Here is a 15,316-nt window from a genome sequence, read left to right on the forward strand (position 1 = left end):
TGCTTCAGGCTATTTATCGATTGAAACCAAAAGCAGACAAAGGCCGTTGCTGAGGATTAATTTAATTGGCTTCATCCGCACAGCACTCCTCCTGTAAAAAACCGATCACCGAGTCTAGCTGTTCATATTGGGCTACACAAAACAGGGTTCGGCCTTCCCGGCGCTGAGTGATTAGCCCCGCTGATTCCAGGCTTTTTAAGTGGTGTGACAGTGTTGACCCAGGTATCTCCAGCTTCTCTTGAACCTCACCAACAGCAATGCCTTTTCTCCCGGATTTAATCAGCTGTCTGTAGACGGCAAGCCGAGTGGGATGGCCTAACTCTTTGAGTGCTTTTGCTGCCTGATCAATGTTCATCTATAGATCTCTCATAAAATATATTTCCATATTACTAGAAATATATTGTTAGTAAAGTTCATATCCTTTATATTTCGACTATTCCAGAAATATAGAGAAAGAAGTCAATGAGCATTACCCTTGAAATGGCGCAAGAAAGTCTCGGAATCTTTGCTTTCCTAACTGTCGAATTGACAGTGCTATTCCTATTGATTAGCTATGCGGTTGGCGTACTGCAAGAATATATCCCGCCCGCTAAAGTACAGGCAATATTGGGCGGAAAGAACGGTAAGGGGTATTTTGTCGCAGGCTTATTAGGGGCTATCACTCCTTTTTGCTCATGCTCAACCATCCCTTTCTTGAAAGGGCTGCTGCGGGCAAAAGCCGGATTTGGAGCGATGATGGTGTTTCTATTTGCCAGCCCTCTGCTGAATCCAATTATTATCGGCTTATTTATCGTAACTTTTGGTCCGAAGGTTGCCGCGTTCTATTTTGTGATGGCTATGGGGGTGTCAGTCATTGCCGGTTATAGTCTTGAAAAGCTTGGGTTTGAACGATTCATCAAGGCTGAAGCTTACATCGACCCCAAAACAACGGGTTGTGCTAGTGCTTGTGGTGGCAGTAATACGCCCATAAACAAATGGAAATCAATTTGGTTTGTTACCTGGTCTGATTTTAAGAAAGTATTACCGTATTTGATGGGAGGAATTACTTTAGGGTCTCTAATCTATGGTTTTATGCCGACTGAGTTTGTATCTTCTATGGCTAGTGATGACAATTCTTTTGCGGTGCCTGTAGCAGCAATCATTGGTATTCCTTTGTATATTCGAGCTGAGGCTGTCATTCCATTGAGTGCTGCTTTAGCAGCCAAAGGGATGAGCTTAGGGGCTGTGATGGCTCTTATTATAGGCAGTGCGGGCGCTAGTCTCACTGAAGTGATCTTGCTGAAGTCCATCTTCAAGAGTCAAATGATAGTCGCTTTTCTATCGGTGATTATTTCTATGGCCGTCGGCGCGGGGTATCTTTACGGGTATCTATTTTAACCGGAGAATCAGGCTATCTATCGGCTCAGAACTGGCATAGGGAATACTCTACTACTGCTTTAACGGGCGGAGCATACAAACCCAATACTACAGTGCTTATTATCACAACACTGGGTCAGCGGCTCCAGAGAGAAAAATAGGCGGCATTCTGGACGTATTCCATGAAGAGCGACTATTCTGAACTTGTGACTAAGTAATTTAAGTCCGAATACGAGAGGGCTACCTCCATGACTAAGACCGTAACCGGAACGTATGAGTCCGCTACTCAAATTAAGAACGCAAAAAATGATCTGATTGCAATCGGAATTCCGCAGGAACAAATTTTTGTTGATGATGAAAACCAACAAATCAAGGTGATGATAGCGGATGAAACCGAGCCGGAGATTGAAGATATTCTCAAGCAACATGACGCTACTTCGACGAGTGTAACGACGAGTTAACACCTAGAGTGATAATGAGTCGAATTTTACTCTTCAGCTTAATGCTTGTTTTTGGGTTAGTTTCAGCTTTCGGAGATATCAGCTTGTAGAGCCGTAATGCCGCCCCATGGCACAGAACCGAAGTTCAACTAATAGGTCTGCTTTGGGTTGGCAGCAGGTATCCTGGTTGCTTGGAGATGATCTTTATACTTCTGTTTCTTCCACCATACTGTAGCGAGGCGTGCTAGCATGCCCTCTGGGTACCCCACGCCGATAAGGCTATCAGCAGGCACTAAGCTAAATGAATCGCTGTGAGGGCACAGTTCCTACAAAGTACGAACTCGTTTTTTCGGACCTCAGCCAAGCGAAGCGGTCGGGTAACGGACCTCGGGGTTATCGTTTGAATATTCCCTCGGCGCTTAACAGAGTATGATACATTTCGAGATTCAGGCTCTGTTATTTATATGATGGTAAGGGTGTAACTAAACCCATCCGGATACTGCAAAAGTGACAGGTGACTAAAGCACTGAAAGATACCCTGGAAATATCTTTTTAATTCAATCTAATCCAAGAGACACCCTATGAACCTGCTTGATCCCTTTGGGCGTACGAAGGCCCGCCGCCAGAAAGAGTATGAGTCTCTACGGGCTTCATTAGTTAAGGCGGAGATTACCAGTTCGGCTCAGGCTGAAGCTTTGCAACTCAATGTCCAGCAACGAGGAAGATGGGCGATTTTGGGTGCGATAGTGCTGACTATTCTACTGTCAGTATTTTTCCCTGAATACAGAATCATCTTTATAGCCGTGGGCGCACTATTTTGTTTTTGGGTTAATAAAATAACCCGCAACGGGAAGAAATATATTCGACGCTATATTGAGGAGGAACTAAACGAGGACTCAAGCAGTAATTCGGAAGAAGAGTAGTTTTTTCGTATTTAGGATCTTTCACTGACTTATACAGCATGTTGCCAAATGGTATTGTAGTGATCATCTTTGATCCACAGTTCCGTCGGAGTTGCTGGGTCGCTGACGACACAAGCCATCCCTTTAAACCAATGTGTATAGGTTTGTTCAAGAAAAGATCTAACTCTGAATGAGCCAATTGTTTGTATAACTTCAGATAACAAATACCAAGCTGATCGAGATCAATGAAGTGTCACCATATAGCCCGAACAGTCTGGCGGCTTCTCAATTCCGTTCTACACTTGATGTTCTGTTAACTGAAAAGGGATGGTGCAGCATGAACTTGGCTAATCAGCAATTACTAGACACCAGCAGACTTCAACAGCGGGCTAAACAACTGAAAATTCAGCAAGCCATGACGGAGAATCAGTCTCTCAATTTAGCCGCCCATGAAAGCGGCTTCAGTGATTACCAAGCCTACCTAGATGCAGTGCGTAAACAAGCTATCCAGATGATGCTCAATCAAAACCACCAGGCACAGCGTTCCTTTTCCTAAGTCTGTTTTGAAATCTACATCGGCTCTTTAAGTCCGTTCTTGGCTCAGCCCTGAGTAAATGTGTTGTATAACATTGTGTCTTAGGCAGATAAACGCTCAGCTAAAAAATCAATCAATATCCTTACCCGCCGGGGCAGATTACGGCTGAGCGGGTAGAGTGCCGATATAGTGGTCGGTTGTTGGTAATATTGGGTGAGCAATAACTGTAAAGCGCCTTCATCAACTTGTTTCTTGAACAAAAAGCTGGGGCCAAAACCGATGCCCAGGCCATTTAACATTCCATCGACAACTAATGTCCCGTCATTACTGGTTAGATTGCCTTTCACTTTTACCGTGATTGATTCACCACTAGGCATTCGAAAAGGCCAGGCACGATTCGATTTTGAATCACCATAGATTAGGCAGTTGTGTTGTGTCAGATCAGCCGGTTGAGTTGGCTCTCCCCACTTTTCTATATATTGGGGAGAGGCTACCACCTGGAAAGTGCACTCTGCCAACCGGCGGGATAACAGACTGGAATCTTCCAGTTGACCGACTCGCAGAGCGATGTCGATACCTTCTTCCACTAGATCCTCAACCCGACCACTGGCAATGACATTCAGGTCAATATCGGGGTATTGATGTTGAAACTGAATCAACAGCTGACTGACGCCCGAGATTATGAGGCTTTGAGGAACCGTTATGCGAATCTTTCCCCGTGGAGCGCTTTGGCTGTCCATTATTTCGGCACGGGCATTCTCCGCCTCTGCCATGATGAGTTTGCAGTGATTGTAAAACTGAGAACCTTCCTCTGAAAGGCTTAGCTTACGCGTGGTACGGTAAAGCAAGCGAGCGCCCAGGTCTTGCTCTAACAGAGATACCTGTTTACTGACGAAGGATTTGGATAGTCCTAGTCGTTCTGCCGCCGCTGTAAAGCTGCCTGCTTCCACAACAACTGCAAAAGTTTCCATCAACGTTAAAGTATTCACATTAGTGCCTGTCAGAGAACAATGAGTTCACCCATAGACTATATATCAATCTATAAGAACACAATAAGCTTGACTCATATGGTTTTCACCAAGCTTTAGGTGCTAACAAAATTCTTATGGAGGTGACTTATGAATACAGTACAGGTTGACGAGCAGAGCTATGGAAAATTAGCGAAATGGCTTCACTGGGGAATGGCCCTGATGTTGATAGTACTTGTGTCAGTCGGTACTTATATGACGGGGTTGGATAAGGCAGATCCCAGTCGTTTACAGATTATGGGGGTGCATAAATCTTTTGGTGTCATCTTCATGCAGCTTGCCATTCTTCGTTTGATCTGGAGCCGTATTAACCGTTCACCTTCGTTGCCGGAGGTTCTATCCGGTTGGGAGCGGGCACTCTCGCGCATCGTCACTGCTTCTCTTTATATATTAATGCTCGTGATTCCCTTTAGCGGATTTGCCATGACTAACTTTGCAGGCTTTCCCGTCAGCCTGTTTGGTCTGGTCGAGCTGCCACAGCTGTTTGATAAAAATATAGAGATGGCAGGGCTGGCTAAGCAAGCCCATTGGATTTTAGTTTACACATTGATGGCGGCGATCTTCATGCATGTTGCCGGGGCGCTTAAGCACCGCTTTCTGGATGCGCCCGAAGCAGATGTTCTTCCCCGAATGGTGCCGTTAAAGCCACGCGTCTAAGTACTTTAGAGAACTATTCTTTATCAACTTTTTAGATATTTGAGGTTAACGCGATGTCTTCATTAACGCTGCATCACCATCCACTGTCGGTTTGTTCAATGAAAGTTCGCCTTGCATTAGAAGAGAAGGGCTTAGATTGGTCTTCAAATGTAATCGATATTGTACGAGAGCAAGAACAGCTTGAACCATGGTATGTAAAATTGAACCCTAATGGTGTTATCCCCACCCTGGAATGTCACGACGCCGAAACAAAAGTTGTCACTAATTCAGCCAGTATCATTCGGTTTATCGCGGCATTGCCAGAAGGTAACTCACTGTTGCCAACCAATAAGAGTGATATCCAGCTAATGGATAAACTCATCGATCTGGCTGACGAGGTTGACCTTCAGATTCTCAGTTATGCACGCCATCCCTCCATGGAAAAGTCTGAGAAAATTCTGGATGCCCGCATCAATAAATCGTTGTTACTTGCTGAACAGAACCCAGAGCTTAAGAATAACTATCTTGCTTGTGCTGCCAGATCGGAGAAAAGCAAAACGTTCAGGGTAGACGTAAAACATATCAAGGACATTGAGCAAAGCGCTGTTGAGTCCCTCTCTTTTGCTGAAAAACAGATGAACGGCAACACATTCCTACTGGGCGACATCTATTCCCTGGCTGACGTTATATGGACAGTGGTGCTATCGAGGCTCGATCTGCTGGGCTATACCGACTGGATTGATGGTAATGATTTTCCACTATTGGCAAGTTATTACCAACGTGCCCAAGACCGTAAAAGTTTCACTCTCGCTCAGATTCAAAATGAGTGGTGGGATAAATAATTCTTAATAAAACAACGGAGAAAAAAGCCAAAGAAGGCTAAAGAAAAAACTAATCTACTTTTATTTCAAAAACGATAATCAACCTGAGAGAGTCATCATGAGAAAAAAATTACTTACTTATATCTGTTCAATTATGCTACTTGGTTTCTTTTCAATATCTACAGCCTTTGCAGAAGGTACAGATGCAAGAACGACTTATGCTGTTGTATGGTCCATAGATACGAATGATGCCGAACTTTTCAATAATACGATCGCCGTTCATTCTAAAAAAATACTAGAGTTATGGAAAGATGGCGTTATAGAAAATGTATATATTGACAGTGAAAAATCACATGACGTTGTACGTAAAGGTGACACTGCAAAAGTAATGTTTTTTATTAAGGCAAAAACAAACAAAGAAGCTAAAGCAATATTGGATGAAACGCCTCTAGTTCAAAAGAAAGTAGCAACATATACCTTGCACACTGTTGGTACTCTCTGGTTAAAGCAATTTTAATCTTGGGCTAACGACAATAAATAGGTATAAAAATTGACACCCTTCCTCCACTAAATCAAAAGGTTTAGTGGAGGATTTCTACTGTAAGGGAGTCTCCGGATAAAGCTCGAATTCAAGTAAAGGTCTTAGATTTTATAGGGCTTTCAGATGTTTTCGTTTCACTTGTTAGCTTCTTTACTGGGCTATACCGACTGGGTCGACGGTAATGATTTCCCGTTATTGGCAAGTTATTACCAACGCGCTCAAGACCGTAAAAGTTTCACTCTCGCTCAGATTCAAAATGAGTGGTGGGATAAATGATTTCTACTACAACAACGGAGAGCAGCATTATGAAGAAGACAATCCGGCAGGCCATATTAATATTTGGCCTGATACTATCTACATTTACAGTGGCTTCGCCGCAGTTTCCGACCCAAGAGCCGATGGGTGGCCAGGAATTTGGCCACAGTGTTAAACATTTGGGCAATGGATTATATGTATTTCGTTGGTGGGTTTACCGTAATATTTTCGTCGTTACCGATGACGGCGTTATTGTGACTGATCCGCTGAACCCGAAAGCAGCCAAACTATTGCAGAGCGAAATTCGTAAGGTAACAGACAAACCTGTTAAGTATGTAGTCTATAGCCACAATCACCATGACCACATTTCAGGCGGTAATATCTTCAAAGCAGAAGGTGCGCAGTTTATCGGCCATGCAAACTTGGTTAAAGAGCTGGGCGATCATCCAAGCCCCGTCATTCCAATGCCCGATATCACCTTCGAAGATAGCTACACAGTTGAACTAGGTGGGCGCACATTGGAGTTGTCGTACTTTGGCCCCAACCACGGTGATAGCCTTGCTGTCATGCGTTTGCCTGAAGAGAAGGCTTTGTTTGTTGTTGATATCGTTACCCCTCGCAGAGTGGCCTTTAGAGACATGCCTGACTTCTCGCCTGATGAGTGGATTCGCTCTTTAAAAGAGATCGAAAAAATGGATATTGAATATGTAATATCTGCTCATGGGCCACAGAACCAACCGGCCATTGACCCCGCTTCAGTTGTGACTGAACAGCGTGTCTATCTTGAAGATCTGATGGCTGCGGTGAAAGACGCAATGGACTCAGGTACTCATAGTCCTGATGCGTTACGCGCGAAAGTGAAACTGCCAAAGTACCAGGACTGGCAGTACTATGAAGAATGGCTACCGATGAATATCGAACGTATCTGGGCCTATTATCATATGGGCTGGTAAGCAACGAAGGACAATTCCAATAAAATGGTTGTCCGTTTGGTTATCGATATCTATTCGAGATAAATAAAAAGCCCCGCTTGGTTGCGGGGCTTTTTTTATCTTAACCGTCGGTTTCTAGCTTAAATTACCCTGGTTAAGCAATTTTACTCTTCTGAATAACTCTCAATCGAAGGACAAGCACAGAACAGGTTACGGTCGCCGTAAACGTTGTCGATACGATTGACGGTTGGCCAGAACTTATTGGCTTTGACTGAATCCAGTGGGAAGGCTCCCAGTACTGCAGAGTATGACCGATCCCAGTTTGGATCGATCAGATCTTCCAGTGTGTGTGGTGCACCTTTCAGTGGGTTGCTTTCTGCATCCAGAGTGCCTGCTTCAACACCCGCGATCTCCTGACGGATAGCGGCCATCGCGTCGATGAAACGGTCGAGTTCTGCCAATGGTTCAGACTCGGTCGGTTCGATCATCAGGGTTCCAGCCACCGGGAAGGACATCGTCGGAGCATGGAAACCATAGTCCATCAGGCGCTTGGCAACGTCTTCTTCAGAGATGCCAGAGGAATCTTTTAAGGGACGCAGGTCGATGATGCACTCGTGCGCTACCTTGTCATTACGACCGGTGTAAAGAATCGGGTAGTGTTCGCCCAGTTTCTTCGCCAGATAGTTAGCACTTAGAATAGCGACTTCAGTTGCCTTACGCAGCCCCGGTTGGCCCATTAAAGCGATATAAACCCAGGTGATCGGCAAGATGCTAGCGCTACCCCATGGGGCTGCGGAGACCGCACCATTTTCAGCGTTAGGTCCATCAATTTTCTGCACTGGATGGTTCGCCACAAAGGGGGCCAGGTGAGCTTTAACACCGATAGGTCCCATACCCGGACCGCCGCCACCGTGTGGGATGCAGAAGGTCTTGTGTAGGTTAAGGTGAGAAACATCAGCGCCGATTTCGCCCGGCTGACTGATTGCTACCTGTGCGTTCATGTTGGCGCCATCCATATACACCTGACCACCGTGCTGATGGATGATTTCGCAGATTTCGCGGATGCTCTCTTCGTATACGCCGTGGGTAGACGGGTAGGTGATCATCAGGCAGGAGAGGTTGTCGGCATGCAGTTCTGCTTTCGCCCGCATATCCGCCATATCGACGTTGCCTTTGTCATCACAGCCGACGATAACCACTTTCATATCTGCTAGTGCGGCAGAGGCAGGGTTAGTGCCGTGGGCTGAACTAGGAATCAGACAGATGTTTCGATGATCATCACCGTTCGCCATATGGAAGTGACGAATCGCTAGCAGACCAGCGTATTCACCCTGAGCACCGGAATTAGGTTGCATGCAGATGGCATCGAAACCGGTAATCTCTATTAGCATCTGTTCCAGAGAGTTGATCATCTCGGTGTAACCGGCGGCCTGATCAATCGGCGCAAATGGGTGCATATCGCCAAATTCTGGCCAGCTGACCGGAATCATTTCGGCGGTGGCGTTCAGCTTCATGGTGCAGGAACCCAATGCGATCATCGAATGGGTTAGTGAGATATCTTTATTTTCCAGATGCTTCAGATAACGCAGCATCTCAGTTTCACTGTGGTGGGTGTTGAACACCGGATGGCTCAGAATTGCAGAAGTACGCACCAGCTCAGCAGGGATAGAACCGGAACCGTTAGTTACCAGCTCAGTATCGATAGCATCCAGATCCAGGTCGTGATCGGCCCCCAGAATGGCAAGCCAAAGATCAGCAACATCCTGACGGTTAGTTTTCTCATCACAGGTGATACCCAGTTGATCGGCACCGACCTTACGCAGATTAATACCCAGTGTCAGAGCTGCTTCGTACGCTGCATCGCGTTGCTCACCCAGCGCTAGAGTGACGGTATCGAACCAGGTGTTATTAACCAGTTGAATACCTTTACTCGCCAGACCGGTAGCCAGAATATCGGCCATACGATGGATGCGACCCGCGATCGTCTTCAGGCCTACAGGGCCATGATAGGTGGCATAGAAACCTGCCATATTGGCCAGCAATACCTGGGCCGTACAGATGTTGGACGTCGCTTTCTCGCGGCGGATATGTTGCTCACGGGTTTGCATCGCCATCCGCAGAGCCTGATTGCCACGAGAATCGACAGAGACACCGATGATACGGCCAGGAACCGAGCGTTTATAAGCATCACGGGTGGCAAAGAAGGCCGCGTGTGGGCCACCAAAGCCCATAGGAACACCAAAACGCTGAGCAGAACCGAAGACAACATCGGCGCCCAGCTCGCCCGGTGATTTCAGCATCACCAGACTCATAATATCGGCAGCGGCACAGAAGAGGGCTTTCTTAGCGTGGGTTTTCTCGATCAGTTCAGACAGATCTTTTACGTGACCATATGTGCCGGGGTACTGGGCGATAACACCGAAAGGTTCATGCTGATCGATCAAGGTGTCCAAGTCACCGACAATGACCTCGTAGCCCAGCGGTTCAGCACGGGTTTCAATAACGCTGATGTTTTGTGGGTGCAGGTTTTCATCCACCAGGAAGATATTAGCTTTTCGCGCTTTAGACATCCGCTTACACAGGGTCATCGCTTCTGCAGCAGCGGTAGCTTCATCCAGCAGGGAGGCGTTGGCAAGATCGAGACCGGTGAGGTCGAGTACCATCTGCTGGTAGTTCAGCAGGGCTTCAAGACGGCCTTGGGCGACCTCTGGCTGGTAAGGGGTGTAGGCGGTATACCAGCCCGGATTTTCCAGCACATTGCGTAGGATAACATTCGGCACGATGGTATCGGTGTAGCCCATACCTATCATGGAGCGATTAACAACGTTCTTCGATGAGATCTGCTTTAGTTCGTTCAGCACATCCGCTTCGGTGCGGCTTTCACCCAGGTTGATCGGTTTATCCAGCTGGATACTGCCCGGTACGGTCTGTTCGATTAGCTGATCAAGGGACTCCAGTCCCAGTTCGGTCAGCATCGTCTGTTGTTCAGTTGCGTTTGGGCCGATATGACGGCCGATAAATGCATCAGTCTGTTCCAGCTGTGCCAGGGATAGGGTGCTATCTGCGCTCATGGTGTGTGTCCTGCGAAGATCAAAATTGAAAGTGGTATGTAAGTAAGCAAGTAGTACGTGATGCATCTGGAGGCTTATCGGTCTAGCGTCTTAGCTAGCTTAAATGCCTCTCTAATTTGGTCGCGTATCATACCGCTTTTTAGTGGACGGCTGTATTAAAAAATAGTCGATGATCCACTATCGGAAACAAGTTTTCTGATAGTGGGAGTGATAGCGGTAATGAGGATGATAACGAGTGCGAAAGAGCACTGTGACAGAGGACTGCGACATTATGCCACGCCCGGTGCGGCATCCTGTCACACCCCAGCAGCAGAGGGAGTAATTACAATGGCTCTAAGCTTATGTCTGTTACTGCTAAGGAACGCTGTATGATTAAAACAACCCTGTCGCTGGCGATTGCTGCCATTATTTCCGCTCCGGCGTTCGCCGGCCATGATGATAAAAACCTGGTTATTGAGATAACGTCTGGCTTACCGCAGGTAGAAAATACCCTGCAGAGTGAGACTGGCGCGGTACAGGCATCGCCAACCACCGATGGTGGTGAATTGCTGCAAAGTCTGAGCGGCGTTTCAGGTATTCGTATGGGGGGGCGCTCTATCGATCCGATTATCCGAGGGCAAAACCAGACACAGCTAAATATCCTGCTGGATGGTGCTTATATTCATGGGGGCTGCCCTAACCGAATGGACCCGCCAACTTCGTATACCTCTGTAGATAGTTATGACAGTGTCACCGTAATTAAAGGCAATCGTACCGTTGTTTATGGGGGTGGTGGCTCCGGCGGCACCGTACTGTTTGAGCGTGAGTGGCCGCAGTTTGATGAAAAGAGTTACGGCGGCAAGTTGAGTGCCAGCTATCACGGCAATGGTGATCGTTATGAGCTGGGCGCTGATCTGGCTGCCGGGTCGGACGATGGCTATATCCGAGTAATAGGCCACAAGTCAGAAGGGGATAACTACGAAGATGGCGATGGTAATGAGATCCGCTCATCGTTTGAAAGTCTGTCTAAATCACTATTGGTCGGTTATCGCCTGTCAGACCTGACAACGCTTGAAGCTAGTTATGAAAAACAAGAAGAGGACGATGTGCTCTTTGCCGGTGCAGGTATGGACTCTCCCTACGCGGATGCTGATACTGCACGTCTGAAACTGACCCATGAATTTGAGCAGGGTGCTCTGCAGCAGGTGCAGCTTGAGCTGTATAAGTCTGACGTTAAGCACAATATGGATAATTACAGCCTACGCCCGGCTGGAATGATGCAGATGCAGGCGCCTTCCACTTCTGATACTGAAGGGTTCCGGCTGATTTTTGATGCGCGGTTGGCTGATATTGACTGGACCTTCGGTGCGGATATGCAGAACAATGAGCGGGATGCAGAGCTGCAGACACGCACAGGTGTTGTAACTCGTCTGTTATGGCCTGGTGTTGAGATTAATCAAACCGGCCTGTTTGCTGAAGGCGAAAAGGTGTTGGGTAAAGATGATATTGTCCGGGCCGGACTGCGTTATGACCATGTTACTGCAGAAGCGACTCGCCGGGATGAGGTTGCTGGTGGTCTGACGCCACAGGCCATTTGGGCAATGACCGGAACGCCGGCTGGTGCTGGTGAGCAGCGTAGTGAAGATAATGTGGGAGGCTTTGCTAGCTGGACCCACCGTTTGAATGATCAATATAGCGTAGAGACTAATCTGTCTCGCAGTGTAAGAACCGCAGATGCGACTGAGCGCTATATGGCACGCATGACTATGACCGGTGACTGGATTGGTAATCCTGAACTAGAGCCAGAAAAACATCATCAGTTAGAGGTTAGTCTGCAAGGGAATCTAGATACTATGAGCTGGTCGGCAACCGGTTGGTATAACCGAGTGGATGATTACATCCTGCGTAATACGGTTGCAGCGGGTATGAAGAGCCGTGATATCTATAGCAATGTGTCTGCTGAGCTTTATGGTGCTGAGTTAGATGTCGGCTATCAGTTAGATGATAACTGGCAGTTGGGTAGCGCGCTGGCCTGGACAGTGGGTAATAACCTGGATGACGACACATCGCTGTCGCGTATCGCTCCAGTGGAACTGAATACCTCGCTGGACTATCAGAAAGATCGTTTGCAAGTGGGTGTTGAGTGGCAATTAGTGGCGAGTCAGCAAGATATTTGCCTCAGTGGTAGTGCAAATTGCGGTGGTCAGGATGTACGTAAAACACCCGGTTATGGCGTTGTTAACGTGCATGCACAATATGAATTTGAAACGGGCTTAAGGCTGTTGGCGGGTGTGGATAACCTGGCTGATAAGGCGTATACCGTGCATGAAAGCCGTGATGACTCAGTGAGCCCTGATCCTTTCCAGGTAGCTGAGCCGGGCCGCAGCGCTTGGATCAGAGTGACTCAGTCGTTCTGATTGCTTTGAACGTTTTTCTTTAGTATTGCCGGATCATTTGATCCGGCTTTTTTATGTCTGAAACGTTGGATTAGGGGGGGGTACCACTGAGGGCACGGAGAGCACAGAGGAAAGATAAAATGAATACTTTATCTCTGAACCCTCGGTGTACTTTGTGGTGACTTACTAGACGTTTTTAAAAGCTATAAGAAGCAGAGAACGAGCCGAAGCTATGGGTTTCGCCCTGGGTATCAAACTCTTTACTACGGAAGACCCGTGAGTAGGATAGCTTCCAGTCTTCGATCAGCATGCTGGCACCGACGCTGAGATCACCTACCAGATTTTTCTTATTCACAGAGTGGCTGTTGCTGAAGGTATTACCGTCGAGGAAGATATCCCGCAGTACCCAGCGACCATCCAAAGCGATGAACCCATGTAGGCCAAAGTTTTGATCACGGCTGTAACCGGTGGTGCTTTGGGTGCGCGGGTCGTTACTACCCGGAGCACTATTATCTCCGCCAGGGCGTAGGGAAGAGGTGCCAAAATCATCCGGCAGGTGCCAGCCGAATCGGATCTCGGTACCGGCATTTACATAAGTGGCAACGTTGCCCAGACTGGCGCCGCCGTGCCAGATGATGTCATATTCTAATGCGCCTTTGATGTTTTGCGCCGGAGTCCGGTATTTTCGTTCATAGACGACCTGAACGCCTAACTCGTTATTCAGCTGATTATCCCAGCCATCAAACTTGTCGATGCCGCGCAGGTCATGAACAGCGTCCTGAGCCTCTTGTGCCATCGCTGCTGGGCCAATCATACCAATATTGAGGATCGCTGAGTCCATTCGCTGTTTATGTTTCAGGTTATAGCCCATTCCGAGGTAGAGCCAACCCGCGTAGGGGCGATCGTCAGGATCAATGGTGGTTCGGAGGTTGTCTTTTGGGGTGTACATCTGTTGCCCTAGAGTGATCACCAGGTTTCGTACAATCTCATCCTGCTTCGGTGGAGTATCGTCAAATAGCCCCAACGGAGAGGTAATAAACCGGTTATACCGGCGGGACCATACGGGCAGGCTTTTGTCATCCAGGTAGCTGCTTAAGTCCGGAGAGGTCCAGGAGATACGGATACCGTTGGTGTATTGCTGGTCTGTATCGGCGAACAGATCGTTTTCCAGATAGAAGGTCAGGGTGCCCGGGTTATCGGTATCGCCGTAAAGTGCCACAGGTGCGGCTAGCAATGATGGAGAGAGGGTTAGCCCCGCAGCTAATAGAACGGCAATTTTTGTCATCAGAAGAACAGGTTTCTCTGCTGTTTTTTAATAAGTATTTTCCATACAACGACGAGCATGATCAGCATCAGAACCAGTGACAGGTGGGCCACATTCAGTTGATAAATTTGCCAGGCCGGATAGGGGCAATTGGCTGCATTATCCAGTGTCGTCCATAGGGCATTGAAACTACCTTGTTCGAATAGGCTAGCACTGCTTAAGTTGCAGGCAGATGACAGATCACCCGGGTCAGCGAACAGGCTACGCACAGAGGTGATTATACCTGAAGTGATCAGCAGCAGATGTATGACTGCTGCTGATCGTTGAAAGATCATGCTTCGATTCAGTAAAAAACTGACCAGAAACAGACCGGCCATAACCACCAGTATCAACCTGATAATGGTGCACAGGGCGCAATTCTGCTCCGTTATATAGGGCTCGATATAGAGCTCTGTTGCCGTGAGGCTCAGTACGCAGAGTAGAAAACCCAGCGCATTGTTTGAACGATATGAGGGCTTACCTGATACTCCAAAGGTGCTCACATGGCTGTCCTGATTTATTAAGTTACTTTTGCTTCCACTGCCCATTCGGACTTTTTACATACTGACCTGTCGGAGCTCGCTGAATCAGACGTTCACCGATTCGCAATTCCATAATATTAACATCGACACCCGCTTTACGAGCCTTTGCGGCATAAGCTGCCCGGCGTTTGCTGTTGATTGATTTCACCAGCGCACTGATCTCGGGAGAGCTTTTCACCTCACCCAGATAACCGTTTAGCTGTTCGCCAACTAATCCCTGGCTTTTAGCATCACTCAGACTTATTGCCCAGGCAGGTGTGAAAACCAGACTGAGTAACAGGGTCGCGAAGGTCAGAATTGTTTTTAACTGTTTCATGTTACCGCTCCTCAGAATAATTCGCTGTTTTCTTCTAACAGGCTATCAATCTCTTTATCGACCTTAATCAGTATCTCGTGTTCAATTTTCACATTGAGATTGATCGTAATCGGTTCATTAGGAACAGCGACCTGAACAGTCGGCGCACAGGCCGTCACCGTCAGTATCAGGCTGCACAATGTCAGCGATTGTAGTGTTTTTGGCATATACATATGCTGTTCTCCGTCAATAGTAGCGCAAGTTAGTAATGCCGTTGTGAAATC

17 protein-coding genes are annotated in these 15,316 nt (G+C 47.4%); 10 read left to right on the forward strand and 7 right to left on the reverse strand.

Translation table 11 applies throughout. The features are described from left to right. Positions 1-61 precede the first annotated feature (61 nt). A complete protein-coding gene (locus QZZ54_RS07205) occupies positions 62-355 on the reverse strand; it encodes a metalloregulator ArsR/SmtB family transcription factor (protein WP_290700855.1) in 294 nt (97 codons plus the stop codon). A 107-nt stretch (positions 356-462) separates the two neighbouring features. On the opposite strand from QZZ54_RS07205, the gene QZZ54_RS07210 reads away from it, so the two are divergent. From QZZ54_RS07210 to QZZ54_RS07225, 4 genes are all read left to right on the forward strand, one after another. Next, positions 463-1,377, forward strand: a complete 915-nt coding sequence (locus tag QZZ54_RS07210; RefSeq protein WP_290700856.1) for a permease — start codon at positions 463-465, stop codon at positions 1,375-1,377. Between the two features lie 227 nt (positions 1,378-1,604). Then, positions 1,605-1,817, forward strand: a complete 213-nt coding sequence (locus QZZ54_RS07215; RefSeq protein WP_290700858.1) for a hypothetical protein — start codon at positions 1,605-1,607, stop codon at positions 1,815-1,817. A gap of 560 nt (positions 1,818-2,377) precedes the next feature. Beyond that, positions 2,378-2,719 carry a hypothetical protein gene (locus QZZ54_RS07220; RefSeq protein ID WP_290700861.1) on the forward strand — a complete coding sequence of 114 codons (342 nt, stop codon included), beginning with the start codon at positions 2,378-2,380 and terminating at the stop codon, positions 2,717-2,719. A gap of 316 nt (positions 2,720-3,035) precedes the next feature. Continuing rightward, on the forward strand, positions 3,036-3,254 hold the full coding sequence (locus tag QZZ54_RS07225; RefSeq protein WP_290700864.1) for a hypothetical protein: 219 nt from the start codon (positions 3,036-3,038) through the stop codon (positions 3,252-3,254). A gap of 80 nt (positions 3,255-3,334) precedes the next feature. Here QZZ54_RS07225 and QZZ54_RS07230 read toward each other — a convergent pair whose 3' ends face one another. Next, positions 3,335-4,222 carry a LysR family transcriptional regulator gene (locus QZZ54_RS07230; RefSeq protein WP_290700867.1) on the reverse strand — a complete coding sequence of 296 codons (888 nt, stop codon included), beginning with the start codon at positions 4,220-4,222 and terminating at the stop codon, positions 3,335-3,337. Positions 4,223-4,351: 129 nt separating this feature from the next. Between QZZ54_RS07230 and QZZ54_RS07235 the strand changes: the two genes are divergently transcribed. The 5 genes from QZZ54_RS07235 (at position 4,352) to QZZ54_RS07255 (ending at position 7,467) form a co-directional block, all read left to right on the forward strand. Then, entirely contained in the window at positions 4,352-4,918 is a 567-nt protein-coding gene (locus QZZ54_RS07235) for a cytochrome b (protein ID WP_290700870.1), read from the forward strand. 53 nt (positions 4,919-4,971) lie between these two features. Further along, positions 4,972-5,739 carry a glutathione S-transferase family protein gene (locus QZZ54_RS07240; RefSeq protein WP_290700873.1) on the forward strand — a complete coding sequence of 256 codons (768 nt, stop codon included), beginning with the start codon at positions 4,972-4,974 and terminating at the stop codon, positions 5,737-5,739. Positions 5,740-5,836: 97 nt separating this feature from the next. Further along, positions 5,837-6,235, forward strand: a complete 399-nt coding sequence (locus QZZ54_RS07245) for a hypothetical protein (RefSeq protein WP_290700876.1) — start codon at positions 5,837-5,839, stop codon at positions 6,233-6,235. Positions 6,236-6,382: 147 nt separating this feature from the next. Continuing rightward, the gene (locus QZZ54_RS07250; protein WP_290700879.1) at positions 6,383-6,535 is read left to right on the forward strand and encodes a hypothetical protein; all 153 of its coding nucleotides are present in this window, start codon (positions 6,383-6,385) and stop codon (positions 6,533-6,535) included. Between the two features lie 29 nt (positions 6,536-6,564). After that, the gene (locus QZZ54_RS07255) at positions 6,565-7,467 is read left to right on the forward strand and encodes an MBL fold metallo-hydrolase (RefSeq protein ID WP_290700882.1); all 903 of its coding nucleotides are present in this window, start codon (positions 6,565-6,567) and stop codon (positions 7,465-7,467) included. A gap of 143 nt (positions 7,468-7,610) precedes the next feature. Here QZZ54_RS07255 and gcvP read toward each other — a convergent pair whose 3' ends face one another. Beyond that, on the reverse strand, positions 7,611-10,517 hold the full coding sequence (gene gcvP, locus QZZ54_RS07260) for an aminomethyl-transferring glycine dehydrogenase (RefSeq protein ID WP_290700885.1): 2,907 nt from the start codon (positions 10,515-10,517) through the stop codon (positions 7,611-7,613). Positions 10,518-10,885: 368 nt separating this feature from the next. Between gcvP and QZZ54_RS07265 the strand changes: the two genes are divergently transcribed. Then, the gene (locus tag QZZ54_RS07265; RefSeq protein ID WP_290700888.1) at positions 10,886-12,913 is read left to right on the forward strand and encodes a TonB-dependent copper receptor; all 2,028 of its coding nucleotides are present in this window, start codon (positions 10,886-10,888) and stop codon (positions 12,911-12,913) included. Between the two features lie 175 nt (positions 12,914-13,088). Here QZZ54_RS07265 and QZZ54_RS07270 read toward each other — a convergent pair whose 3' ends face one another. The 4 genes from QZZ54_RS07270 to QZZ54_RS07285 are packed head-to-tail and all read right to left on the reverse strand — an operon-like array spanning position 13,089 to position 15,265. Beyond that, positions 13,089-14,177, reverse strand: coding sequence for a lipid A deacylase LpxR family protein (locus QZZ54_RS07270; RefSeq protein ID WP_290700891.1), 1,089 nt, complete (start codon positions 14,175-14,177; stop codon positions 13,089-13,091). Continuing rightward, positions 14,177-14,698: a disulfide bond formation protein B gene (locus QZZ54_RS07275; RefSeq protein ID WP_290700894.1), complete on the reverse strand. Its 522-nt coding sequence runs from the start codon at positions 14,696-14,698 to the stop codon at positions 14,177-14,179. Before QZZ54_RS07275 ends, QZZ54_RS07270 begins: the two co-directional genes overlap by 1 nt. A 22-nt stretch (positions 14,699-14,720) precedes the next feature. Beyond that, positions 14,721-15,053, reverse strand: coding sequence for a YdbL family protein (locus tag QZZ54_RS07280; RefSeq protein ID WP_290700897.1), 333 nt, complete (start codon positions 15,051-15,053; stop codon positions 14,721-14,723). 11 nt (positions 15,054-15,064) lie between these two features. Continuing rightward, positions 15,065-15,265, reverse strand: coding sequence for a YnbE family lipoprotein (locus tag QZZ54_RS07285; RefSeq protein ID WP_366645245.1), 201 nt, complete (start codon positions 15,263-15,265; stop codon positions 15,065-15,067). Positions 15,266-15,316 lie beyond the last annotated feature (51 nt).

The sequence above is a fragment of the Amphritea sp. genome, assembly GCF_016744155.1.
Lineage (GTDB): Bacteria > Pseudomonadota > Gammaproteobacteria > Pseudomonadales > Balneatricaceae > Amphritea.

Coding starts and splice junctions, on each gene's coding strand:
- QZZ54_RS07205 (WP_290700855.1), bottom strand. CDS start 355: ATGAACATTGATCAGGCAGCAAAAGCACTCAAAGAGTTAGGCCATCCC.
- QZZ54_RS07210 (WP_290700856.1), top strand. CDS start 463: ATGAGCATTACCCTTGAAATGGCGCAAGAAAGTCTCGGAATCTTTGCT.
- QZZ54_RS07215 (WP_290700858.1), top strand. CDS start 1,605: ATGACTAAGACCGTAACCGGAACGTATGAGTCCGCTACTCAAATTAAG.
- QZZ54_RS07220 (WP_290700861.1), top strand. CDS start 2,378: ATGAACCTGCTTGATCCCTTTGGGCGTACGAAGGCCCGCCGCCAGAAA.
- QZZ54_RS07225 (WP_290700864.1), top strand. CDS start 3,036: ATGAACTTGGCTAATCAGCAATTACTAGACACCAGCAGACTTCAACAG.
- QZZ54_RS07235 (WP_290700870.1), top strand. CDS start 4,352: ATGAATACAGTACAGGTTGACGAGCAGAGCTATGGAAAATTAGCGAAA.
- QZZ54_RS07240 (WP_290700873.1), top strand. CDS start 4,972: ATGTCTTCATTAACGCTGCATCACCATCCACTGTCGGTTTGTTCAATG.
- QZZ54_RS07245 (WP_290700876.1), top strand. CDS start 5,837: ATGAGAAAAAAATTACTTACTTATATCTGTTCAATTATGCTACTTGGT.
- QZZ54_RS07250 (WP_290700879.1), top strand. CDS start 6,383: ATGTTTTCGTTTCACTTGTTAGCTTCTTTACTGGGCTATACCGACTGG.
- QZZ54_RS07255 (WP_290700882.1), top strand. CDS start 6,565: ATGAAGAAGACAATCCGGCAGGCCATATTAATATTTGGCCTGATACTA.
- gcvP (WP_290700885.1), bottom strand. CDS start 10,517: ATGAGCGCAGATAGCACCCTATCCCTGGCACAGCTGGAACAGACTGAT.
- QZZ54_RS07265 (WP_290700888.1), top strand. CDS start 10,886: ATGATTAAAACAACCCTGTCGCTGGCGATTGCTGCCATTATTTCCGCT.
- QZZ54_RS07270 (WP_290700891.1), bottom strand. CDS start 14,177: ATGACAAAAATTGCCGTTCTATTAGCTGCGGGGCTAACCCTCTCTCCA.
- QZZ54_RS07280 (WP_290700897.1), bottom strand. CDS start 15,053: ATGAAACAGTTAAAAACAATTCTGACCTTCGCGACCCTGTTACTCAGT.
- QZZ54_RS07285 (WP_366645245.1), bottom strand. CDS start 15,265: ATGTATATGCCAAAAACACTACAATCGCTGACATTGTGCAGCCTGATA.